We start from the raw sequence: 21,559 nt of genomic DNA on the forward strand, positions 1-21,559 counted from the left end.
GCTCAGTGTCCGGCCAGGGCCTTCGCGATGTCGCCTTCGAGATCCGCGGGCTTGGCGGTGGGTGGGTAGCGGCCGATGACCTTACCGTCGCGGCCGACGAGGAACTTGGTGAAGTTCCATTTGATGCCCTTGGTGCCGAGGAGGCCGGGCTTCTCCTGTTTCAGATGGGCGAAGATCGGGTCGGTGCCGGCCCCGTTCACCTCCACCTTGGCGAGGATTGGAAAGCTGACATCGTAGGTCAGGCTGCAGAACTGCGCGATCTCCCCGGCATCGCCCGGCTCCTGGGCGCCGAACTGGTTGCAGGGGAAACCGAGCACCACGAGCCCTTCCTCGCGGTGCTTACGCCAGAGCGCTTCCAGCCCCTCGTATTGCGGGGTGAAGCCGCATTTCGAGGCGGTGTTGACCACGAGCACGACCTGCCCCCGGTGCCGGTCGAGGGGATAGGGCGTGCCGTCGGCGGCCTTGGGGGCGAAATCGAACAGGCTGGTCATGCGGCGGTGCGCTTCTCGACGAGGCGGGCGAGGTAGGAGCTGCCCAGGGGGATGATGCTGTCGTCGAAATCGAAGGCCGCGTTGTGCAGGCCGGGCCCCGGCGTCCCGCCGATCCAGGCATAGGCGCCCGGCACCACCATCAGCATATCGGCGAAATCCTCGCTGCCCATGCGCGGCACTGCGTCGTCGTCGACGCTCGCGGCCCCGAAGATCTCGCGGGCGATTTCGGCCGCCGCGGCGGCATGGGCGGCGCTGTTCTCCAGAACCGAGAACGTGTCGCGGATCTCCACCCCGATCTCGACGCCGTGGGCGAGGGCGATGCCTTGCGCGACCTCGCGGATGCGGCGCGAGACGAGCGCGCGCACGCCGGCATCGAAGGTCCGCACCGTGCCGGCGAGATGGGCGCCCTCGGGAATGACGTTGTAGGCCGCGCCCGCATGGATCTGGGTCACCGAGAGCACCGCGCTCTTCAGCGGGTCGGCATTGCGCGAGACGATGGATTGCAGCGCCTGGACCAGGGCAGAGGCCGCCACGATGGAATCGAGCCCGCGATGCGGTTCGGCCGCGTGGGCGCCGCGTCCGGTGATGCGGATATCGAAGAAGTCCGCCGCCGCCATCATCGGCCCGGGGCGGATCTTGAGCTTGCCGTGCGGGCCGCTGGGGGTGTTGTGGAGCCCGTAGATCTCGTCACAGGGGAAGCGCTCGAACAACCCGTCGGCCAGCATGGCGCGGGCGCCGCCGAGCCCTTCCTCCGCCGGCTGGAACACGAACAGGGCGGTGCCGTCGAAATCCCGCGTCTCGGCGAGGTAGCGGGCCGCGCCGAGCAGCATGGTGGTGTGGCCGTCATGACCGCAGGCGTGCATCTTACCCGGAATGGTCGAGCGGTGAGGGAGGTTGGTCTCCTCCTCGATCGGCAGCGCATCCATCTCCGCCCGCAACCCGATACGGCGCCCCTTGGCCGAGCGCCCCTGCAGCACGCCGACCACGCCGGTACCGCCGAGCCCGCGATGGACCTCGATGCCGTAGCTCTGCAGCTGCTCGGCCACGAGGTTCGAGGTGCGCACCTCCTCGAAGCCGATCTCGGGATGGGCGTGGATGTCCCGGCGGATCGCCGTGAGGTCGTCGGCGAAGGATCGGATACGGTCGATCGGGCTCATCGGGTCTCCTCGTGATCGGACGGCTCGGGAGCGGGATTCGTGCCGTCCCGACGGAAGGGCGTCATCTCGCCGAGCACCGAGGCCGCCTCGACGACATGCTCGCGCTCGCGGCGGAGATAGTCGGCGATGGCCCGGCGCAGGGCGGGATCGGCGATGTCGTGCGCCGAATGCATCAGCACCGGGGCGTAGCCACGGGCGAGCTTGTGCTCTCCCTGCGCGCCGGCCTCGACGCGCTTGAGGCCGCGCCGGATCGCGAAATCGATGGCCTGATAGTAGCAGACCTCGAAATGCAGGAACGGGTGGTCCTCGTTGCAGCCCCAGTTCCGGCCATAGAGCGCGACGTCGCCGATGAGGTTGATCGCACCGGCGATGTAGCGTCCCTCGCGCTTGGCCATCACCAGCAGGACGCGCTCCGGCATGCGCTCGCCGAGCAGGCCGAAGAACGTGCGGTTGAGATAGGGCCGGCCCCATTTGCGCGCGCCGGTATCCGAGTAGAACTCGTAGAACGCATCCCAATGCGCCGGGGTCAGGTCGGCCCCGGTGATGTGCTCGATGGTGATGCCCTGGCTCAGGGCGTCGCGGCGCTCGCGCCGGATCGCCTTGCGCTTGCGCGAGGCCAGGGCACTGAGGAAATCCTCGAACCCTGCATAGCCCTCGTTGGACCAGTGAAACTGCTGGTCGACCCGCTGGAGCATACCGACCTCCCCGGCCTGCTCCCACTCGCGCTCGCGCATGAAGGTGACGTGGATCGAAGAGGCCTTGGTCTCCGCCCGGAGGGCACGCAATCCGGCGATGAGGGCGGAGGCGGCCTCGTCCACATCCTGCCCCGGGGCGATCAGGAAGCGCGGGCCGGTGACGGGCGTGAACGGTACGCTGACCTGGAGCTTGGGATAATAGGCGCCACCGGCCCGCTCATAGGCGTCGGCCCAGCCATGGTCGAACACGTACTCGCCCTGGCTGTGGGATTTCAGATAGCACGGTGCGACCCCGACGAGTTCTCCCTCACGCTCCACCGCCACATGGAGCGGCAGCCAGCCGGTCTTGCGCGAGACGCAGCCGGAATCTTCCAGTGCCGACAGGAAGGCATGGGAGACGAACGGATTGTGGGTCTCGTCGCCCGCCGACAGGGTCTCGGGCGACGTGGCGCAGGCATCCCATTGCGCAGCGGGGATCTGGGCGAGGCCCGTGATGGCGCGGACCTGCAGCATCGGCGCAGGGTCCAGCGCATCCTCTGATGCCGGTCCGGTCTTTTCCATCACCGCAATCTAACCCTGCCGGGCGAGGGCACAAGCGCGAGTGACGAGCACGGCCGTCGCAGGCCCGCGGTTTCGGCGGGCCAACAACGATCCATCGCCGTCCCGGGCGATTACGGCCTGAACCCCTCGAACACCATCTGGTCGGCATGCTCGTGCGCACGCTGGCGCTGGTCGGGGTTGCGCACCGTCCAGGTCATCACCGGCATCCGGCCGAGATGGCGGCTGAGGAAGGTGGCAGCGCAGGGCAGGTCATCCACCCGCCAGGACAGGAAGTCGGGGCGGCTCGCCTCGAGATGGAGCAGATTGGCGAGCGAATGCCGCAGGCTCTCCGTCATCAGCGCATAGGCCGGATCGTCCTGGCTGGTCTCGCCCACGATCCCGCGCGGGATCCGAGGCGCGAGGCCGGCGAAGGCCTCGATCAGGGCCGGGTCGAAGGACTTCACCGCCACCGGCCCGTCATACTCCGCGACGATGGCGGCCACGCGCTCGACCAGGCGAAGGTCGCCGGTAAAGCGCGACTTGACCTCGACCACGAGGGGCACCCGGCCGGCGATGGCCGCGAGGGTGCCGGGCAGGGTGGGGATCGTCTCGGAGGAGCCGGCAACCGCCAGGGACCGGAGGGCGTCCGTCCGCGTCTCGGCCACGAGGGCGACGGCGCCGGTGAGGCGCCCCAACGCCTCGTCGTGGAACACCATGGCCTCGCCATCGGCGCTGATCTGCACGTCGCACTCGATCGCGTAGCCTCCGGCGATGGCGGCCCGCGCCGCCGCCAGGGTGTTCTCGGGGATGCCCCCCGCGCGGTCGTGCAAACCCCGATGGGCGATCGGCCTGGCCGTCAGCCAGGCAGGGGCGTTCGACCCCACCGTCATTTCACCTCGAACATCGCCTCGACCTCGACGGCGGCGTCGAGGGGGAGTTCGGCGACGCCCACGGTCGCGCGGGTGTGCCGGCCACGATCACCGAGGATCTCCACCATCAGGTCGGAGGCTCCGTTCATGATCCCGGCAAGGCCCGCGAAGGTCGGCACGGCGTTGATGAAGCCGCCGAGCCTCAGACACTGCACGACGCCGTGGTCGAGATCGCCGATGGCGGCTTGCAGCTGCGCCAGCACGTTCAGGCCGCAAAGCCGGGCCGCTGCGATGCCCTGTTCGGGCGAGACCTCGCCGCCGAGCTTGCCCTTGTGGGCATCGGCGAGCTTTCCGTCTGCGCCGAAGCAGATCTGGCCGGAAATGATGACGAGGTTGCCGGTGCGGATGAACGGCACGTAGTTCGCAACGGGGGAGGCCGCCTTGGGCAGGACCAGACCGAGGGTTTCCAGGCGTTCCTTGACCGTGCTCATCCGTCGTCTTTCCTCAAAGCTGGCCGGGATATCGCCGTCAAGGCGATGGGCGCTCCCGAATTCATGCGGCGGGACTGAGCATGATCGCGCCATCTCGCGCAAGCCGCTGGCGTCCGGCCGAGTGGTCGACCAAAGGGGCAGCCAAGTGCCAAGCTCGCAAGTGCGAAGCTCCAGCACCGGGCCAAGCGCCCCGGACATGGACCGGACCCGATCGAACGCGCCGTTACCGGCGCCCGTCGCTACAGCCTAACCACAAGGCGTGTCGGTCCTGTGAACACCCCACATCATTGACATAACGGGGCAATTCTCTAGTAATCGCAGCCGTGCCGCCCGGATTCGAGGCGGCACTTTCATTTGGTGCGGTGGCGCTCCTCGCGTGCCCGCTTTGACGAACGGGAAGTCGGGATCGTGACATCCGCTCTTCTGCCGACCTATGCCCGGGCTCCGATCGCTTTCGAGCGTGGAGAGGGTGCTTGGCTCGTAGCGCATGACGGCAAGCGATATCTCGATTTCGGCGCCGGCATCGCGGTCAACGCCCTCGGCCATGCCCATCCGCATCTCGTGGAGGCGCTGACCACCCAGGCGCAGAAGCTGTGGCACACCTCGAACCTGTTCGAGATTCCCGGGGGCGAACGCCTCGGCCGGCGGCTGGTGGACGCGACCTTCGCCGACGTGGCCTTCTTCGCCAATTCCGGTGCCGAGGCCAACGAGGCCGCCATCAAGATGGCGCGCAAGTACCATGCGGCCGGCGGCCATCCCGAGCGGTTCCGCATCGTCACCTTCGAGGGCGCGTTCCACGGACGGACGCTGGCGACCATCGCGGCCGGCGGCCAGCAGAAATACATCGACGGGTTCGGCCCGAAGGTGGACGGGTTCGACCAGGTGCCCTTCGGCGACCGCGACGCCCTGCTCGCCGCCATCGGCCCCGAAACCGCCGCCCTGATGATCGAGCCGATCCAGGGGGAGGGCGGCATCCGCACGGTGCCGCCGGAGATGCTGCGCGACCTTCGGGCGCTCTGCGACGAGCACGGCCTGCTCCTGATCATGGACGAGGTTCAGACCGGCGTCGGCCGCACCGGCCGGCTGTTCGCCCATGAATGGTCGGGGGTGACCCCCGACATCATGAGCGCGGCCAAGGGCATCGGCGGCGGCTTCCCGCTCGGCGTCTGCCTCGCCACGTCGGAGGCCGCGCGCGGCATGACGGCGGGCAGCCACGGCACCACCTTCGGCGGCAACCCCCTCGCCATGGCCGTGGGCAACGCCGTGCTCGACGTGGTCCTGGCGGAGGGCTTCCTCGACCATGTCCAGCGCATGGGCCTGCTGCTGAAGCAGCAGCTCGCCTCGGTCATGGACCGCCATCCCGGGATTATCACCGAGATTCGCGGAACCGCACTGATCCTCGGCCTCAAGCTCGACGTGCCCAACACCGCCTTCACGGCGGCCGCGCGCGACGAACACCTGCTGGTGATCCCCGCCGGCGACAATGTGGTCCGGCTCTTGCCGCCGCTCATCATCTCCGAGGCGGATGTGGCCGAGGCGGCGAAGCGAATCGACGCCACGGCGGGTCGTCTCCAAGTCCAGATGCGCGGCGCCGCCGAGTAACCGACAGGCCGTCCATCCCGCACGAGATGTCCCGACGCACGATACGAAGAACAGACCTATGAATTCCCACACCAACGGGGCCGCAACCGGGCCCCGCCACTTCCTCGACCTCAAGGATTTCTCCGGCGAGGCCCTGCGCTCCGTGCTGGATTCCGCCGCTGCGATGAAGGCACGCCGCCGCAAGGGAGAGGTCGCGGCCGATCGTCCGCTGACGGGCAAGATGCTGGCGATGGTGTTCGACCGGCCCTCGACCCGCACCCGGGTCTCGTTCGACGTCGCCATGCGTGAACTCGGCGGCGAGACGCTGATGCTGACGGGCAGCGAGATGCAGCTCGGCCGGGGCGAGACCGTGGGCGATACCGCCCGTGTGCTGTCGCGCTACATCGACGCGATCATGATCCGCATCCTCGACCACGACCTGATGCTGGAACTGGCCGAATATGCCGAGGTCCCGGTGATCAACGCCCTCACCAAGGTCTCGCATCCCTGCCAGATCATGGCGGACGTGCTGACCTTCGAGGAGCATCGCGGGCCGATCCAGGGGCGCACCATCGCCTGGTCGGGCGACGCCAACAACGTGCTGGCCTCCTGGGTCCACGCGGCGGCGCGGTTCGACTTCACCCTCAACATCGCCGCCCCCCTCGAACTCTCGACGCCACCCGCCCTGCTCGCCTGGGCGAAGCAGGAGGGCGCGCGCATCAACGTCACCACCGACGCCTTCGAGGCGGTGGACGGCGCCGATGCCGTCGTCACCGATTGCTGGGTCTCGATGGGCGACGACGACGAGCATTACCGCCACAACCTGCTCTCGCCCTATCAGGTGAATGCCAAGCTGATGGCGGCAGCCAAGGACGACGCGATCTTCATGCATTGCCTCCCCGCCCATCGCGGCGAGGAAGTGACGGCCGAGATCATGGACGGTCCCCGCTCGGTGGTGTTCGACGAAGCCGAGAACCGCCTGCATGCGCAGAAGGGCATCCTGGCGTGGTGCCTGGGGGCGTGAGACACTGAGCGGGCGGCTTGCCCATATCGGCTGACGACGGTCCCGGTCGAGAATTCCCGACCGCGCCGGTGACGGATGTGGTGTTCGCGCGGGGCTGAAGGCCGTGTGAAACGGCGGGCTCATCCCTATATTCGGTCTTGGACGCACGGTCGGCGGTCGAGTGACATACTCGACGATGCAGACAGTCGCGATCCGCACAGCGGTGCTCATCCCCAGCGCGACCTCATCCTGAGGTGCCGCGAAGCGGCCTCGAAGGAGGTTTCCAGTGTTCGTCGCCCGAACTGGAGGCCTCCTTCGAGGCCTTCGCTTTGCTACGGCGCCTCAGGATGAGATCGAGCATCTAGCCATTCCGTTCGGTCCGCGAACCGGATGGACAAGAGACATGGAGAGGCCATGACCTCCGGACACGAGATTTCCCCGACCGTCATCGAGGGCGCGGACGACGTCGCCCTGCCGTTCTCGGTGGAGGCACTGGACGTGCGCGGCCGCGTCGTGCGGCTCGGGCCCAGCGTCGACACCATCCTGCGCCGCCATGGCTATCCCGACCCGGTGGCGCGGCTGCTGGGTGAGGCAGCGGCGCTCACCGTACTTCTGGGCTCGTCCCTGAAATTCGAGGGCCGGTTCCAGTTCCAGACCAAGAGCGACGGCCCGGTCGAAATGATCGTGGTCGATTTCGAGGCGCCCGACCGTCTGCGCGCGACGGCGCGGTTCGACGCGGAGCGGGTGAAGGCGCTGGGGACCACCCCGCTCAAGAGCGCGGACCTGATCGGGCAGGGGCATCTCGCGATGACCATCGACCAGGGCAACGATTTTAGCCGTTACCAGGGCGTCGTCGCGCTCGAAGGGCAGAGTCTCGAAGAGGCGGCGCACCAGTATTTCCGGCAATCCGAGCAGATCCCGACCCAGGTTCGCCTCGCCGTGGCCGAGCAATTCGCCAACGGCACCAACAGCTACCGCGCCGGCGGACTGCTGGTTCAGTTCCTGCCCCAATCCATCGACCGCGCGCGGTTGGCCGACCTCCCCCCGGGCGACATACCCGAGGGCCATGCCCATCTCGGCGAGGGCGAGGTCCGGGAGGACGATGCCTGGGTGGAGGCGCGCAGCCTCGTCAACACGGTGGAGGACCACGAGCTGGTCGACCCGGAGGTTTCCTCCGAGCGGCTGCTTTACCGGCTCTTCCACGAGCGCGGCGTGCGGGTGTTCGAGGCGCAGGGCATCCGCGAGCGCTGCCGGTGCTCGCCGGAGCGCGTCCTCGGCATGATCCGCTCCTTCGCCCCGCAGGAACGCCGCGACATGGTCGCGGAAGATGGCCGCATCGGCATCACCTGCGAGTTCTGCTCGCGGCGCTATGACATCGACCCGGCCGAAGTCGAGGCCGGGATCGACGATCCCGCCTGAGGCACCCGCCGACGGGGGCGGCTCCCCGGCTCATCCATGGACGGCAAGCCGGGACTGAGCGCAGCCCGGCAGCCGAGGACGAACCTTCGCCATAGCAAAGCTTGGGCGCATTCCGGGGATCATCAATATTCGCCGGCCGATCTCAATCATGCGCTCGTGAAATCATCGGTTGCAGAGGGGGCAAACCACGTAAGACGTTCGATCACTCGCTAAACCGAGTGAACGGTTTTGCCACGTTCGACGTTTCGATGGCTCGAAAGCTATGGGAGAAACGTCCATGACGAAATTCGGACTGGGTCTTGCAGCATTACTGTTCTCGACATCTGTCTTCGCGCAAGGCGCGGCAGTCGGGGGATCGACCGGTACAGGCGCGGGATCGGCAGGCGCCGGCGCGCGCGAAAGCGTCGAGAGCGGACAGGGCGGTCGTGGCGGGGCCGCGAATGCCGAACGGGGCGGGGCGCAGCGCGCAACGGAAAGCCGCGACGCGAACTCGGCACGACAGGAATCCTCCAGCCGCGATTCGGCCGGACGCGAATCACGGAACCAGGACATGCCCCGTCAGGGCGGGCGGGATGGCGGAGACCGTCAGGGCATGCGCGACGAGGGCCGGTCGATGCGGACCGAGTCCGAGGGACGCATGAGCCGTGATCGTGCCGACATGCGTGAAGGCCGCAGCATCGAGCGGAACACGACCCGCGTCAGCGGCCGCTTCGACGGGGGCCAGCGTTCCGGGCGGTACGTGACGATTCGCGGGCAGAGGGTCGTCTACGGATCGCCGCAATATCGTCGGCTCGTGGTCGTCGAGCGCCGGGGCGGCGATCGTTATGTCCAGAACGGCCGCCGGCGCTTCGTGACGATCCGGGGTCAGCGCGTCGTCTACGGCTCGCCGGAATATCGGCGCCTCGTCACGATTCATCAGACGGGTCCGCGGCGCTCAGGCGGGCGCTACGTGGTCATCCGCGGCCAGCGCGTGGTCTACGGCTCACCCGAATATCGGCGTCTCACCGTCACCACCGCGCGGAGCGGTCGTGACAGCGTTTCGGTGAGCGGCCGCACCACCGAGCGCTACCGTGGCGGCGAGGAGCGGGTGTCCGGCCGCGCGACGATGCGTAGCGAAGGCGGCATGCGTCGCGACGGCAATCGTGGCGGCGAGGCCGATCGTACGGTCGGCATGCAGCGGAACGAGACCGAGCGCGGCGGCATGCGCAATGCCGGCCGCGAAGGTGGCCAGGCGGGCGGCCAGGAGGGCGGCATCCGCAACGCCGCCGAGCGCGGCGACAACGGTGCCATGAAGCCGGCCGGCATGAACGGCCGGAGCGGTGGCGCGGAGCGCGGCAGAGGCGAGGGGGGCAGAAGCGAGGGGGGCATGCCGGGCGGACGCAACTGATCCGCACGCGCCTCCGACGATAGGACGACGGCGAGGGGGAGGGGTCACATCGTGACCCCTCCCCTTTCCTCGTGACCGGCTTTCGGCCGGTGGCCGTCTCAGACGAAGTGCTTCGACAGTTTCAGCCCCTGGGCCTGATAGTTCGACCCGGCATCCGTGCCGTAGAGAGTGGCGGGCCGCTCGGCCATGCGCTCGTAGACGAGGCGGCCGACGATCTGGCCGTCTTCCAGCAGGAAGGGCACATCGCGCGAGCGCACTTCGAGCACGGCCCGCGCCCCGGCGCCGCCCGCGGCGGCAAAGCCGAAGCCGGGATCGAAGAAGCCGGCGTAATGGACCCGGAATTCACCCACCAGCGGATCGAACGGCACCATCTCGGCGGCGAAGTCCGGCGGCACCTGCACGGCCTCCTTCGAGGCCAGGATGTAGAACTGACCGGGATCGAGGATCAGCGCGCCCGAGCCGTCGGCGGGAAGAGGCTCCCAGAATTCCGCGATGGCGTGCCGGCCCGGTGCGTCCACATCGACGAGGCCGGTATGGCGCTTGGCGCGGTAGCCGATCAGCCCTCCGAACCCGGCGAGGTCCACCGAGACGGCGATGCCGCCCTGGAAGGACGGGTTGGCCGAAGCGACCAGAGGGGTCGCCGTATGCAGCGCAGCGAGTTCGGCATCGGACAGGCGCGGCTCACCGCGACGGAAGCGGATTTGCGACAGGCGTGAGCCGGTGCGGACGCGGACCGGGAAGGTGCGGGGCGAGATTTCGGCATAGAGCCGGCCCTGGTAGCCCGCCTCGACCTGATCGAAGGCTTGGCCCCGGTCGGTGATGACGCGGGTGAACACATCAATGCGGCCGGTGGAGCTCTTCGGATTGGCGCTGGCCGCCACATCGGCCGGAAGCGCCAGCGTCTCCTGCAATTCGGCGATGTAGACGCAGCCGGTCTCCAGCACCGCGCCGGCGGTCAGGTCGATCTCGTGAAGCGCGAAGGCCTCGATACAGGCGGAGACCGGCCGGCTACCGGGCAGGAAACTCGTGCGGACCCGGAAAGCGCGAGAGCCCAGGCGCAGGTCGAGGCTGGCCGGCTGGACCTGATCCGCCGCGAAAGGGGTTTCGGGGAGAATGGCACCGGCCGCATGCAAAGCCTGGATGCCCTGCGCGGCCAGGATGCCGCCGGAACGCGGGCTTATAGAAGGCGGGCTTGCAGAAGGAGAGGGGCCCGGTCGTGCCGTGTCCTGCTTGGTATCCGGCATGGTCTCGCGTCGCCCGCTCCGAACTGGGCCACCGCCCCCGGCTGGGGATCGCGACTGCCGCATGGTTTCGCACAGTCTCTCGCGTATCCTCTAAGGGTCCCTTAACCCTCCTCGTCCCTGCCGATCCGCAACACGATCCAGGCGACCACCAGACGGGCGATGGCCCCCATGGCGATCAGGCCCGCCAGCGCGCTGGCCAACGGCGGAAAGCCTGCGGGCCACAGTAGGAGCGCGACGGCGAAGAGCACGGCCCCGAGGCCTGCCGCCGGGCCGAAGGCGAGAACCACGGACGGCAAGCCGGCGATTCGGGGCGCGGGGCCGCGTCGGGCCAGGAGTGCGCCCGCCAGCAGGGCGAGACCGTCGAGCAGGAGCGCGCCGCCCAGGGCCAGGGCCGGCCAGCCGTTCCGCTCCGGCATGGTGAAGGCGAAGGCACCGGCGAGACCCGCGATCGCGAGGCTGGCGAGAACCGCACGGCCTGGAGACGGCGCCGGCCGGTGCGAGAGGGTCTCCTCGACCACGGGACACGACCTTCCGATTGGAGCGGGCTATCCCGCATTCAGCACGATTGACGCAATTTCGCCCGGGACGTACCACGGCGAAAAGGCTATGTCGCTTCGGGTGGGCGACGGTACGGGAGGCTTTGAAGGCGATGTACAAGGCCCAGACGCGCGGCATCAGCGTGACCGTCCAGCCCCGCTTCGTCGAGGAGGAATCCTCCCCCGACGAAAGCCGGTATTTCTTCGCCTACACCGTCGAGATCGTGAATAACGGCTCCGAGCAGGTCCAGCTGCGCTCGCGCCACTGGCGCATCGTCGATGGGCGCGGCGAGACCCAGGAGGTGCGCGGCGCCGGCGTCGTCGGCAAGCAGCCCGTTCTCGGCCCCGGCGAGTCGTTCAGCTATACCAGCGGTTGCCCGCTCACGACGCCCGACGGCCTGATGGCCGGCAGCTACACCATGTCCACCACCGCTGGTGAGAGCTTCGAGGCCGAGATCCCCGCCTTCTCCCTCGATTCGCCGCACGTCCGCCGCAGCGTCCACTAAGCAGGTTCACGTTGGCAGGCCAACGCTTCACCCTGCTTCGGTTTTTGCCCTGACGCAGGTTTTTGCCACAAAACCGGGGGCCACTTTTGCGAAACCTGCTTAGGCCGATGTCGGGTGGCGGAGAACGGTTGAGCACGCTCGACCTGCTGGCGCGCCTCGTCGCCTTCGACACGGAGAGTTCGCGCTCCAATCTCGCGCTCATCGACAGCGTCTGCGCCTATCTCGACGGCTGGGGCGTGAGCCATGTGCGCATCCCCAATGAAGCGGGCGACAAGGCGGCGATCTTCGCTACGATCGGCCCGAAGATGGATGGCGGCATCGTCCTGTCCGGCCATACCGACGTGGTGCCGGTGACGGGACAGGCCTGGACCACCGATCCTTTCACCCTGCGGGTCGCCGATGGGCGGGCCTACGGGCGCGGCTCCGTGGACATGAAGGGCTTCTGCGCCCTGGCGCTGGCAGCCGTCCCGGACATGCTCGCCGCCGACCTCAAGCGGCCGATCCACATCCTGCTTTCCTACGACGAGGAGACCACGTGTCTCGGTGTCGCCGACACCATCGCCCGGTTCGGCAAGGATCTCCCCCGGCCGGGGGCGGTGATCGTGGGCGAGCCCACCGATCTCGACGTAGCCGACGCCCATAAGAGCATCGTCACCTATTTCACCACCGTCCACGGCCACGAGGCGCATTCCGCCAAGCCCATGCTCGGCGCCAATGCGGTGATGGCGGCGGCCGAGCTCGTCTCCGAATTGAACCGCATCGCCGACGCGATGATCGAGCGCGGCGACGTATCGGGACGCTTCGACCCGCCCTCCACCACCGTGCATGTGGGCACGATCTCCGGCGGCACGGCGCGCAACATCCTGCCCAAGGTCTGCACCTTCCACTGGGAGTTCCGCGGCCTGCCCGATCTCGACATGGCCGAGATCCCGGCCCTGTTCGCGGCCAAGGTCGAGACGGTGCTGAAGGACCGGCTCAACCGCTACGGCGATTACGGGCGGATCAAGACCATCGAGGAGGTGGCGGTGCCGGGCCTCGCCCCCGAGCCGGGCTCGGAGGCCGAGCGGTTGGCCTTGCGGGTGGCGGGTCGCAACCACACCATCTCCGTTTCCTACGCCACCGAGGCGGGACGTTTCCAGAAGGCGGGCATACCCACCGTCGTCTGCGGACCCGGCTCCATCGACCAGGCCCACCAGCCGGACGAGTACATCACCCTTGCCGCCCTCGAGGCCGGCGAGGCGTTCATGCGCCGTCTCATCTCGGAATGCGTCGTAACTCCATGAGCAAGTTCGCTCCCCGTACCATCGCGGCCGACGGCCCGGTGAAGCTCCGCCCGCTGGAGCGCGAAGACCTGATGTTCGTGCATCAGCTCAACAACAACGACAGCATCATGCGCTACTGGTTCGAGGAGGCCTACGAGTCCTTCGCCGAACTGGCGCAGCTCTACGAGCGCAACATCCACAACCAGACCGAGCGGCGCTTCATCATCGCCAATTCGGAGGGCGCGCCGGCAGGCCTCGTGGAGTTGGTGGAGATCAACCACCTGCACCGGCGCTGCGAATTCCAGATCGCGATCCACCCCGCCTTCCAGGGCCAGGGTTACGCCCCGCGCGCCACCCGCATCGCCATGGATTACGCCTTCAGCGTCCTCAACATCCACAAGCTCTACCTGCACGTGGACAAGGACAACGCCCGCGCCGTCCGCATCTACGAGCGTTGCGGCTTCGTGCCCGAAGGCATCCTCAAGGACGAGTTCTTCGTCAACGGCAAGTATCGCGACGCGGTACGGATGTGCCTGTTCCAGCCGGAATACCTGGCCCGGCGCGGCAGCGGCGATATTTCGGAGCCGGTGCTGAAGTCGTAGCCGTCGATCCCGGAAAGTTTCTTATCGGCCAAGTGCGATCACCCTGGCAGCGATCCGCGCTCAGGCAATGGCGAAAAACACAGCCAGCGCCCGCGTCACCGCCAGCATCGTCTCGGCATCGAGATACCCGATCCGTGCGCCGATCTTCTCACGCTTCACCGACATGGCCTTGTCCACCATGACCTGTGAGCGCTTCTTCAAGCCATTGGCCTCAGTCGGCTCGATGGTCGTGCGGATCAGGGGAGCATCGGCCAGCGTGCCGGATATCAGCAGCACCGTGACCGTGCCGGTCTCAGCGAACGCGTCCGATTGGATGATGAGGGCTGGACGAGGTTTGCGGAAATCGTCGGGCATGGCGATGGTGACGAGATCGCCCCGCTTCATGCCTCGCGCTCAGGGAGCATATCGACGAGCGCGGCCTCCATGAAGGCATCCAGTTCCCGATCGGCCGCATCTGTTGCCGCGACGACCCGAGCCTGTCGCGCGCATTCTTCGGCAAAGCCCGCCCTTCGGGTGTCCGGCACCCAGATCTGGATGGGCCGGAGGCCAGCCGCCCGGAGCGCATCACGACGCTTGCTGACACGCTGACCGACAGTTGCCGACATGACGAGTCCTTCCCCGAGTTGTTACATGTAACGTAGGGTCCGCATGCGACCATGCCAAGGGGCCAGGACAGTGACGGACCGCCGGTCGCCGGTCTCAGCCGAAATCAGCGGCCGCGCGGTCGAGCAGCCATGTCAAGTTGCCGATGCTCGAGATGTAGCGCGCGGGCAGATCCTCTCCCTTGGCGATCCGGACGAGGGGATCGCGCTTGCCGGCCCCCGTCACCAGGACGAGAAGCTGACGCGAGGAGGCGAGCGCCGGGAAGGTGAGGGTGACACGCGGCACGAACGGCGCGAGACCGGCCTCCGGGACCGGCGCCACCCAGGCCTGACGCTCAGCGAGCGCGGGCTTGCCCGGGAAGAGCGACGCGGTGTGCCCGTCCTCGCCGATCCCAAGGAGGACGAGATCGAAGAGCGGGCGCGCCGGGTCGAGTTCGTCGGCGCCGTAGAAGCCCTTCAGAGTCTCGGCATAGGCGGAGGCCGCCGAGTCCAGCGTCCCGTCGGTGGGAATACCGTGGAGATGGCCTTCGGGGATCGGGGCGTCCCCGAACGCCGCGCGGGCCATGTGCATGTTGCTGGCCTCATCGGTCCAGGGCACGAACCGGTCGTCGCCGAAGAACCAGTGCAGCCGGTCCCAGGGGAGAGCACCGACATAGTCGGGTCCGCCCAGCAGGGCGTAGAGCCGCTTCGGCGTGGACCCACCGGAGAGGCAGATGGCGATGCGCTCCTGCTTGCTCTCGGCGCAGAGGGTCACGAGGCGGTCCGCCGCCGCGCGGGCGACGCTCTCGCCATCGGGAAAGATTTCCGCGTTGTTCGGTAGCGGGATCATGCGGCGACGCGTCCTCCTGGTCTGGTCCTCTATCGCCCGTCCGGCAGGCTATATTGCCTGCACGACAGGCTATTTCGGTTCGACGTGGCCGCCGAAGCCCTTGCGCATGGCCGACAGCAGCTTGTCCGCGTAGGAGGCGTCCTCGCGGGAGCGGAAGCGGGCATAGAGGGCGGCGGAGAGCACATTGGCCGGCACCGATTCCTCGATGGCCGCGTTCAGGGTCCAGCGCCCCTCGCCGGAATCGGCGACGAAGCCTGAGAAACCGTCCAGAGCCTCGTTGCCCGCCAGCGCCCCCGCCGTGAGGTCGAGGAGCCAGGACGAGACCACGCTGCCGCGCCGCCACACTTCGGCGATGTCGCCGATATTGAGGTCGAAGCGCTGGTCTTCGGCCAGATCCTTCGAATTGGCGTGTTTCAGGATGTCGAATCCCTCGGCATAGGCCTGCATCAGCCCGTACTCGATGCCGTTATGGACCATCTTGACGAAATGCCCGGCACCGCTCGGACCGGCATGGATGTAGCCCTCCTCGGCGCGGGCGTCGCGGCCCTCGCGACCCGGCGTCTTCGGGATGGTGCCGACGCCCGGTGCCAGGGTCTTGAAGATCGGGTCGAGCCTGTCGAGGGCGTCGTTGCTCCCGCCGATCATCATGCAATAGCCGCGTTCCAGGCCCCAGACGCCGCCCGACGTGCCGACATCGACGTAGTGGAGGCCCTTCGGCTTCAGGGTGGCCGCCCGCCGGATGTCGTCCTTGTAGAAGGAATTGCCGCCGTCGATGATGACGTCGTCCGGCTGCATGAGGTCGCCGAGCTGCGCCACCGTGGCCTCGGTGATCGCGCCCGCCGGTAGCATCACCCAGGCCGCGCGCGGCACGTCGAGTTTGGAGACGAACTCCTCCAGGCTCGCCGCCCCGGTGGCGCCCTCGGCGACCAGGGCCGCCACGGCCTCCGGGTTCTGATCGAAGACCACGGCCGTGTGCCCGTCCCGCAGGAGACGGCGGACGATGTTGCCGCCCATCCGGCCGAGGCCGATCATGCCGAGTTGCATTGGGGATCTCCGTTGCTTTCCCCTCCCCCTTGTGGGGAGGGGTCAGAGGTGGGGGTCGTGCCGCTTGCCTCAGGAGAAAGAGGGTCACCCAAACACCCCCACCTCCGGCTCCTCCCCACAAGGGGGAGGAGAGGGCCTCAGATCACGCCAAAGCCGCCTTGATCGCCGCCGCGATGCGCTTCAGCCCGGCGTCCACGTCGCCGCCCTTGATGTGGACGCGCAGGGCCCGGCGGCCGCGCTCGGCCAGGACCGCGAAATCGCCCCGCGCCTGGGCCGCCACCACGGTGCCGAAGCCCAGCGCCCGGCCGGGGATCGCGAGATCCTCCGACGGGTCGGCGGTGATCTGCAGAAACACGCCGGTATCCGGCCCGCCCTTGTAGGCCTGTCCCGTGGAGTGGAGGAAGCGCGGCCCGAATTCGAGGCAGGTCGCGATCTTGCGCTTGTCGCGCAGAGCGATGCGCGCCTCCTGCAGGATGGCGTGGTGCGCCTCGTTACGGGCGACGTAAGCCAGCAGCGCGGCGTAGTCGCCGTCCTTGATCCGCGCGAGATGAGCCTTCAGTGCCGCCTCGAACCCCTCTCCAGTCTGCGGCAGGGCCCCGGCATTGGCCGGGTCGGCGTAGAGGGCGATGGTCTCGTCTTCGAAGAGCGGCGTCTCGGAGGGCAGCGAACCGCTTTTCTCGGCGGCGTCGAACAGCTTCTTCGTCTCGATCTTGCTCGCTTCCACGTCCGGCTGGTCGAACGGGTTGATGCCGAGCAATGCGCCCGCGACGGCGGTCGCCATCTCGAAGCGGAAGAATTCCTGCGGCAGCTGCTCCTCGTTCACCATGGTGATGTGGGCGACGGGGTGGCCCTCGCGCTCCAGGCTACGCACCGCCTCGTCCTGCTGGGCATCCGCCCGGTTGTCGAGACGCAGATAGACGAAGAAGCGGTCGCGGCCATAGACCGCCGGCACGCCGACCGGCTCGCCGTCGACGGGGATGAGACCCTTGCCGTCCTTGCCGGTGGATTCGGCGATGAGCTGCTCGGCCCAAGCCCCGAACGTATCGATGCCGGGGGAGGCGATGAACGTGACCTTGTCGCGGCCATCGTGCAGGGCAGCCGCCGCGATGGCGGTGCCCAGTAGGACACCGGGGTTCTGGGCCGGCGGCACGGCCGGGCCGCAGGAGCGGACCATGGTCCGCGCCGTGTCGAGGAAGTCCTTCACGTCGATGCCGGACGCCGCAGCAGGCACCAGTCCGAAGGCGGAGAGCACCGAATAGCGCCCGCCGATCTGCTTCACACCGTAGAAGATCCGGCGGAAATTGTCGGCCTTGGCCGCCGCCTCCATGGCCGAGCCGGGATCGGTGACGGCCACGAAATGCGCTCCGGCCCGCTCACCGACCAGAGCCTTCATCCGGCCGAGGAAGTAATCGCGGAACACGTTGGGCTCGAGGGTGGAGCCGGATTTCGAGGCGACGATGAACAGCGTCGTCTCGAGGTTGACCGCGCTTTCCACGGCGCGGACCTGATCGGGATCGGTGGAATCGAGGATGCGCAGCGTCGGGAAACCGTCACGGCTGCCATAGGTCTCGGCCAGCACTTCCGGTCCGAGGCTCGACCCGCCCATGCCGAGGACGACGACGTCGGAGAAGCCGGTCTGGCGGACATCCTCGGCGAAGGCCTGGTATTCGGAGACTCGGGCGAGTTCGTCCTCGACGATGCGAAGCCAGCCGAGCCACTGGTCCTCGTCGGCATTCGACCAGACCGTCTTGTCATGCGTCCAGAGCCGGCGGATCGAGCCCGAGGCGCGCCAGGATTCCACCGCCTTCTTCGCCTCGGCGCCGATGGCATCGCCGAGAATGAGGGTCTGGCCGTCGAGCTTGGCGCCGAGGAAATCGGCGCGCTTGCCCGCCACCGCGCCCAGGAGCTTGTCGGCGGCGTCGATGAAGAGCTGGACGCCTTCCTCCACGAGCTGCTTGGCCACCGCCCCGATATCGATGCCGGCCTTGGCCAGACGGGCCATCACGGCCTCGGCGTCACCGACATTCTCCTCGATGGCGGGCTTGACCGTGCCGTGGTCGCGGAACGCATCCATCGTGGCCGGCGGCATGGTGTTGACGGTATCCGGCCCGATCAGCTCCTCGACATAGAGCACATCGGAATAGGCCTTGTTCTTGACGCCGGTGGAGGCCCAGAGCAGGCGCTGCGCCTTGGCGCCCTTCTGCGCGAGCGCCTGCCATTTCGGCTCGGCGAAAATGCGCTTGTAGCGCTGGTAGGCGAGCTTGGCGTTGGCGATGGCCACCTTGCCCTTGAGGGCTTCCAGTTCCGCCTTCTCGTCGGGATCGTTGGCTTCGGCGATCTTGGCGTCGAGGGCCTTGTCGATGGTGACGTCGATACGGCTGATGAAGAAGCTCGCCACGCTGGTGACCTTCGAGACGTCGCCGCCCTTGGCGCCGAACTCTTCCAGGCCGGCGATGAAGGCGCGCGCCACCTCTTCGTAGGAATCCTGGCCGAACAGCAGCGTGACGTTGATGCTGATCCCGTCGGCGGTGAGGGCCCGGATCGCCGGGATGCCGGCCGGGGTGGCGGGCACCTTCACCATCAGGTTGTCGCGGGCCACGGTCTTGTGCAGACGGCGGGCCTCGTCGAGGGTCTCCTCGGTGTCGAGGGCGAGATAAGGTGAGACTTCGAGGCTGACATAGCCGTCGGCGCCGTCGCTCTCCTCGTAGACCGGGCGCAGCACATCGGCCGCCGCCTGGATGTCGGCGATGGCACAGCCTTCGTAGAGATCGATGACGCGGGCATCGCCCGCATCCATGACCTCCTTCAGCGCGCCGTCATATTCCGCGGAATCGCCGATCGCCTTCTCGAAGATCGAGGGGTTCGAGGTCACGCCCCGCAGGCCGTCCTCGTCCACCAGCTTCTTGAGGCGTCCATCGGCGATGAAACCGCGGGCCACGAAATCCAGCCACACGGCCTGGCCCTGTTCAGGGAAGAGAGCCTTCAGCGGGTTCATGCAAAAACTCCTCGTCGTCGGTCGTCGTGAGTAGCGCGCGAAAGGCAGCGTCGTTCAGCAATCGTTGTCAGGATGCGCGCCTCTCCTCCCCCTTGTGGGGAGGAGCCGGAGGTGGGGATGGCTCCGCTGGCCTCCGCGGCCCGCGGGTCACCCAACCACCCCCACCCCTGACCTCTCCCCACAAGGGGGAGGGGGACGTGCGTTCCGTCCTTCAGGGAACCCGCGAGACCTACTTCTTGTGCCGCGCGATCTGGTCGCGGGCGGCCTGCAGCACCTTCTCCGGCGTGAAGCCGAACTTGGTCTGCAGATCCTTGATCGGGGCCGAGGACCCGAACGTATGCATGCCGATGATCGCGCCGGCGGAGCCCGCATAGCGGTCCCAGCCGATCACCGAGCCCTGCTCGACGGCGACGCGGGCCAGCACCTCCGGCGTCAGTACCGTGTTGCGGTAGGCTTCGTCCTGACGCTCGAACAGGTCCCAGGACGGCATCGAGACCACGCGGGCCTTGATGCCCTCCGCCGTCAGCGCCTCGTAGGCCGAGACGCAGAGCTGCACCTCGCTGCCCGTGCCGATGAGGATGACCTCCGGCGTACCGTCGCAATCGGCCAGCACGTAGCCGCCCTTCGCGACGCCGGCGGCGCTGCCGTACTTGGTCCGGTCGAAGGTCGGCAGCGGCTGGCGGCTCAGGGCCAGCACCGCCGGCTGATCCTTCAACCCCATGATGACCCGGTAGGCTTCCGCCACCTCGTTGGCATCCGCCGGACGCAGGGTCACGAGGCCGGGGATGGCGCGGAGCGTCAGGAGCTGCTCCACCGGCTGGTGGGTGGGGCCGTCCTCGCCGACGCCGATCGAATCGTGCGTGAAGACGTGGAAGACCGGCAGCTCCATCAGCGAAGCGAGGCGGATCGGCGGGCGCATATAATCGGCGAAGACCAGGAAGGTCGCTCCATAGGCCCGCAGGCCGACGAGGCCGAGGCCGTTGACGATCGAGCCCATGGCGTGTTCGCGCACGCCGAAATGGATGTTGCGTCCACCCGGCTCGAAGGGCGAGAGCGTACCGGCCCCCTCGAATTCGAGCTTGGTCTTGTTGGAGGGGGCCAGATCCGCCGAGCCGCCGAGCAGGTGGGGCACGTTCTTGGCGATGGCGTTGAGCACCTTGCCGGAGGATTCGCGGGTGGCCATGCCCTTGGCGTCGGCCGGGAAGACCGGGATGTCCTTGTCCCAGCCCTCTGGCAGGCGGCCCGTGAGGAGGGCGTCGATCTCTTCGGCCAGGGCCGGATCTGAGGCCTTGGCCTCGGCCATGAAGCCTTCCCAGGTGGCGAACAGCTCGGCGCCGCGCTGGCCGATGCCGCTACGGAAGTTCTCGATGACGCCGTCCGGCACCAGGAACTGGGAATCCTCGGGCCAGCCATAGGCCCGCTTGGCGCCCTTCACCTCCTCCTCGCCGAGGGCGTCGGAATGGGCCTTCGAGGTGTTCTGCTTCTTGGGCGCGCCGAAGCCGATGATCGAGTTGACGACGATGAGCGTCGGCCGGTCGCTGGATTGGAGGAAGGTCTCCAGGGCGGCGGAAATGGCATGGACGTCGTTGGCGTCGGCCACCCGCAGGACCTGCCAGCCATAGCTGAGGAAGCGCGTCGCCACCTCTTCGGAGAAGGCGAGTTCGGTGTGCCCCTCGATGGTGATCGTGTTGTTGTCGTAGATCCAGCACAGGTTCGACAGGCGCAGATGCCCGGCGATGGAGGCGGCCTCGGCGGCCACGCCCTCCATCAGGTCGCCATCCGAGCAGATCGCGTAGACATTGAAGTCGAACAGCGGCAGGTCGGGGCGGTTCAGGGTCTCACCGAGGAAGCGGCCGCCCATCGCCATGCCGACGGAATTCGCCACACCCTGGCCGAGCGGCCCGGTCGTGGTCTCGACGCCGGTGGTGAAATGGTATTCCGGGTGCCCCGGCGTCTTGCTGTCGAGCTGGCGGAAGTTCTTGATGTCCTCGATGGTGATGGCCGGCTCGTTGCCGCCATCGGTCTGGGCGACACCGGCGAGGTGCAGCAACCCGTAGAGCAGCATCGAGGCGTGGCCCGCCGAGAGCACGAACCGGTCGCGGTTGGGCCAGTGCGGATGCGCCGGGTCGTAGCGCAGGTAGCGGTTCCACAGGGTGTAGGCGACGGGCGCCAGGGCCATCGGCGCGCCGGCATGGCCGGAATTCGCCTTCTGCACCGCGTCGATCGCCAGGGTACGCAGGGTGTCGATGGAGAGCTTGTCGATCTCGCTCAGTTCACCCTTCGGCTTGGTCTCGGCTCCGCTCATG

General features: G+C 67.9%; 20 protein-coding genes. 7 read left to right on the forward strand and 13 right to left on the reverse strand.

Features of this window, described 5'->3' with window-relative positions:
- Positions 1-2 precede the first annotated feature (2 nt).
- From ASF32_RS10740 to ASF32_RS10760, 5 genes are all read right to left on the reverse strand, one after another.
- Positions 3-491, reverse strand: coding sequence for a glutathione peroxidase (locus ASF32_RS10740; protein ID WP_056427591.1), 489 nt, complete (start codon positions 489-491; stop codon positions 3-5).
- Positions 488-1,648: a M20 aminoacylase family protein gene (locus ASF32_RS10745; protein ID WP_056427595.1), complete on the reverse strand. Its 1,161-nt coding sequence runs from the start codon at positions 1,646-1,648 to the stop codon at positions 488-490. Before ASF32_RS10745 ends, ASF32_RS10740 begins: the two co-directional genes overlap by 4 nt.
- Positions 1,645-2,904, reverse strand: coding sequence for a GNAT family N-acetyltransferase (locus tag ASF32_RS10750; protein ID WP_056427599.1), 1,260 nt, complete (start codon positions 2,902-2,904; stop codon positions 1,645-1,647). Before ASF32_RS10750 ends, ASF32_RS10745 begins: the two co-directional genes overlap by 4 nt.
- Positions 2,905-3,014: 110 nt before the next feature.
- Positions 3,015-3,773: a glycerophosphodiester phosphodiesterase family protein gene (locus tag ASF32_RS10755; protein ID WP_056427604.1), complete on the reverse strand. Its 759-nt coding sequence runs from the start codon at positions 3,771-3,773 to the stop codon at positions 3,015-3,017.
- Entirely contained in the window at positions 3,770-4,243 is a 474-nt protein-coding gene (locus ASF32_RS10760) for a RidA family protein (protein WP_056427607.1), read from the reverse strand. The genes ASF32_RS10755 and ASF32_RS10760 overlap by 4 nt, the downstream gene beginning before the upstream one ends.
- Before the next feature lie 408 nt (positions 4,244-4,651).
- On the opposite strand from ASF32_RS10760, the gene ASF32_RS10765 reads away from it, so the two are divergent.
- From ASF32_RS10765 to ASF32_RS10780, 4 genes are all read left to right on the forward strand, one after another.
- Positions 4,652-5,845: an aspartate aminotransferase family protein gene (locus tag ASF32_RS10765; protein WP_056427738.1), complete on the forward strand. Its 1,194-nt coding sequence runs from the start codon at positions 4,652-4,654 to the stop codon at positions 5,843-5,845.
- 58 nt (positions 5,846-5,903) lie between these two features.
- On the forward strand, positions 5,904-6,848 hold the full coding sequence (gene argF, locus ASF32_RS10770; RefSeq protein ID WP_056427610.1) for an ornithine carbamoyltransferase: 945 nt from the start codon (positions 5,904-5,906) through the stop codon (positions 6,846-6,848).
- Positions 6,849-7,241: 393 nt separating this feature from the next.
- Positions 7,242-8,246: an Hsp33 family molecular chaperone gene (locus ASF32_RS10775; RefSeq protein WP_056427613.1), complete on the forward strand. Its 1,005-nt coding sequence runs from the start codon at positions 7,242-7,244 to the stop codon at positions 8,244-8,246.
- 277 nt (positions 8,247-8,523) lie between these two features.
- On the forward strand, positions 8,524-9,633 hold the full coding sequence (locus tag ASF32_RS10780; protein WP_056427615.1) for a hypothetical protein: 1,110 nt from the start codon (positions 8,524-8,526) through the stop codon (positions 9,631-9,633).
- A gap of 98 nt (positions 9,634-9,731) precedes the next feature.
- Here the strand turns inward: ASF32_RS10780 and ASF32_RS10785 are convergent, their stop codons facing one another.
- Both ASF32_RS10785 and ASF32_RS10790 read right to left on the reverse strand, forming a co-directional pair.
- Entirely contained in the window at positions 9,732-10,877 is a 1,146-nt protein-coding gene (locus ASF32_RS10785) for a 2'-deoxycytidine 5'-triphosphate deaminase (protein ID WP_244478037.1), read from the reverse strand.
- Between the two features lie 101 nt (positions 10,878-10,978).
- Complete coding sequence (locus tag ASF32_RS10790; protein ID WP_056427618.1) at positions 10,979-11,395, reverse strand: hypothetical protein; 417 nt, start codon at positions 11,393-11,395, stop codon at positions 10,979-10,981.
- A gap of 131 nt (positions 11,396-11,526) precedes the next feature.
- Between ASF32_RS10790 and apaG the strand changes: the two genes are divergently transcribed.
- The 3 genes from apaG to speG all read left to right on the forward strand — a co-directional run bounded on the left by apaG (position 11,527) and on the right by speG (position 13,783).
- Positions 11,527-11,919: a Co2+/Mg2+ efflux protein ApaG gene (gene apaG, locus ASF32_RS10795; protein WP_018044100.1), complete on the forward strand. Its 393-nt coding sequence runs from the start codon at positions 11,527-11,529 to the stop codon at positions 11,917-11,919.
- Positions 11,920-12,026: 107 nt separating this feature from the next.
- Positions 12,027-13,202 carry an acetylornithine deacetylase gene (argE, locus tag ASF32_RS10800; protein ID WP_056427621.1) on the forward strand — a complete coding sequence of 392 codons (1,176 nt, stop codon included), beginning with the start codon at positions 12,027-12,029 and terminating at the stop codon, positions 13,200-13,202.
- Positions 13,199-13,783 carry a spermidine N1-acetyltransferase gene (gene speG, locus ASF32_RS10805; protein WP_018044098.1) on the forward strand — a complete coding sequence of 195 codons (585 nt, stop codon included), beginning with the start codon at positions 13,199-13,201 and terminating at the stop codon, positions 13,781-13,783. Before argE ends, speG begins: the two co-directional genes overlap by 4 nt.
- A gap of 60 nt (positions 13,784-13,843) precedes the next feature.
- Here speG and ASF32_RS10810 read toward each other — a convergent pair whose 3' ends face one another.
- The 6 genes from ASF32_RS10810 to tkt all read right to left on the reverse strand — a co-directional run bounded on the left by ASF32_RS10810 (position 13,844) and on the right by tkt (position 21,558).
- The gene (locus ASF32_RS10810) at positions 13,844-14,167 is read right to left on the reverse strand and encodes a type II toxin-antitoxin system PemK/MazF family toxin (RefSeq protein WP_056427626.1); all 324 of its coding nucleotides are present in this window, start codon (positions 14,165-14,167) and stop codon (positions 13,844-13,846) included.
- Positions 14,164-14,388, reverse strand: coding sequence for an antitoxin MazE family protein (locus ASF32_RS10815; protein ID WP_056427629.1), 225 nt, complete (start codon positions 14,386-14,388; stop codon positions 14,164-14,166). The genes ASF32_RS10810 and ASF32_RS10815 overlap by 4 nt, the downstream gene beginning before the upstream one ends.
- Positions 14,389-14,482: 94 nt before the next feature.
- Complete coding sequence (gene pgl / locus ASF32_RS10820; RefSeq protein WP_056427631.1) at positions 14,483-15,214, reverse strand: 6-phosphogluconolactonase; 732 nt, start codon at positions 15,212-15,214, stop codon at positions 14,483-14,485.
- 69 nt (positions 15,215-15,283) lie between these two features.
- Positions 15,284-16,258 carry a phosphogluconate dehydrogenase (NAD(+)-dependent, decarboxylating) gene (gene gnd, locus ASF32_RS10825; RefSeq protein WP_056427635.1) on the reverse strand — a complete coding sequence of 325 codons (975 nt, stop codon included), beginning with the start codon at positions 16,256-16,258 and terminating at the stop codon, positions 15,284-15,286.
- Positions 16,259-16,400: 142 nt separating this feature from the next.
- A complete protein-coding gene (locus ASF32_RS10830; protein WP_056427639.1) occupies positions 16,401-19,253 on the reverse strand; it encodes a bifunctional transaldolase/phosoglucose isomerase in 2,853 nt (950 codons plus the stop codon).
- A gap of 229 nt (positions 19,254-19,482) precedes the next feature.
- Entirely contained in the window at positions 19,483-21,558 is a 2,076-nt protein-coding gene (tkt, locus tag ASF32_RS10835) for a transketolase (protein WP_056427642.1), read from the reverse strand.
- Between the last annotated feature and the right edge of the window lies 1 nt (position 21,559).

This window comes from Methylobacterium sp. Leaf91, from assembly GCF_001422815.1.
GTDB lineage: Bacteria > Pseudomonadota > Alphaproteobacteria > Rhizobiales > Beijerinckiaceae > Methylobacterium.

Excerpts from the sequence above, each read along its gene's own strand:
- argE (WP_056427621.1), top strand. The coding sequence starts at position 12,027 with ATGTCGGGTGGCGGAGAACGGTTGAGCACGCTCGACCTGCTGGCGCGC.
- ASF32_RS10830 (WP_056427639.1), bottom strand. The coding sequence starts at position 19,253 with ATGAACCCGCTGAAGGCTCTCTTCCCTGAACAGGGCCAGGCCGTGTGG.
- ASF32_RS10810 (WP_056427626.1), bottom strand. The coding sequence starts at position 14,167 with ATGAAGCGGGGCGATCTCGTCACCATCGCCATGCCCGACGATTTCCGC.
- ASF32_RS10780 (WP_056427615.1), top strand. The coding sequence starts at position 8,524 with ATGACGAAATTCGGACTGGGTCTTGCAGCATTACTGTTCTCGACATCT.
- ASF32_RS10815 (WP_056427629.1), bottom strand. The coding sequence starts at position 14,388 with ATGTCGGCAACTGTCGGTCAGCGTGTCAGCAAGCGTCGTGATGCGCTC.
- ASF32_RS10740 (WP_056427591.1), bottom strand. The coding sequence starts at position 491 with ATGACCAGCCTGTTCGATTTCGCCCCCAAGGCCGCCGACGGCACGCCC.
- apaG (WP_018044100.1), top strand. The coding sequence starts at position 11,527 with ATGTACAAGGCCCAGACGCGCGGCATCAGCGTGACCGTCCAGCCCCGC.
- ASF32_RS10750 (WP_056427599.1), bottom strand. The coding sequence starts at position 2,904 with ATGGAAAAGACCGGACCGGCATCAGAGGATGCGCTGGACCCTGCGCCG.
- argF (WP_056427610.1), top strand. The coding sequence starts at position 5,904 with ATGAATTCCCACACCAACGGGGCCGCAACCGGGCCCCGCCACTTCCTC.
- ASF32_RS10745 (WP_056427595.1), bottom strand. The coding sequence starts at position 1,648 with ATGAGCCCGATCGACCGTATCCGATCCTTCGCCGACGACCTCACGGCG.
- tkt (WP_056427642.1), bottom strand. The coding sequence starts at position 21,558 with ATGAGCGGAGCCGAGACCAAGCCGAAGGGTGAACTGAGCGAGATCGAC.
- pgl (WP_056427631.1), bottom strand. The coding sequence starts at position 15,214 with ATGATCCCGCTACCGAACAACGCGGAAATCTTTCCCGATGGCGAGAGC.
- gnd (WP_056427635.1), bottom strand. The coding sequence starts at position 16,258 with ATGCAACTCGGCATGATCGGCCTCGGCCGGATGGGCGGCAACATCGTC.
- ASF32_RS10785 (WP_244478037.1), bottom strand. The coding sequence starts at position 10,877 with ATGCCGGATACCAAGCAGGACACGGCACGACCGGGCCCCTCTCCTTCT.
- ASF32_RS10755 (WP_056427604.1), bottom strand. The coding sequence starts at position 3,773 with ATGACGGTGGGGTCGAACGCCCCTGCCTGGCTGACGGCCAGGCCGATC.
- ASF32_RS10775 (WP_056427613.1), top strand. The coding sequence starts at position 7,242 with ATGACCTCCGGACACGAGATTTCCCCGACCGTCATCGAGGGCGCGGAC.
- speG (WP_018044098.1), top strand. The coding sequence starts at position 13,199 with ATGAGCAAGTTCGCTCCCCGTACCATCGCGGCCGACGGCCCGGTGAAG.
- ASF32_RS10760 (WP_056427607.1), bottom strand. The coding sequence starts at position 4,243 with ATGAGCACGGTCAAGGAACGCCTGGAAACCCTCGGTCTGGTCCTGCCC.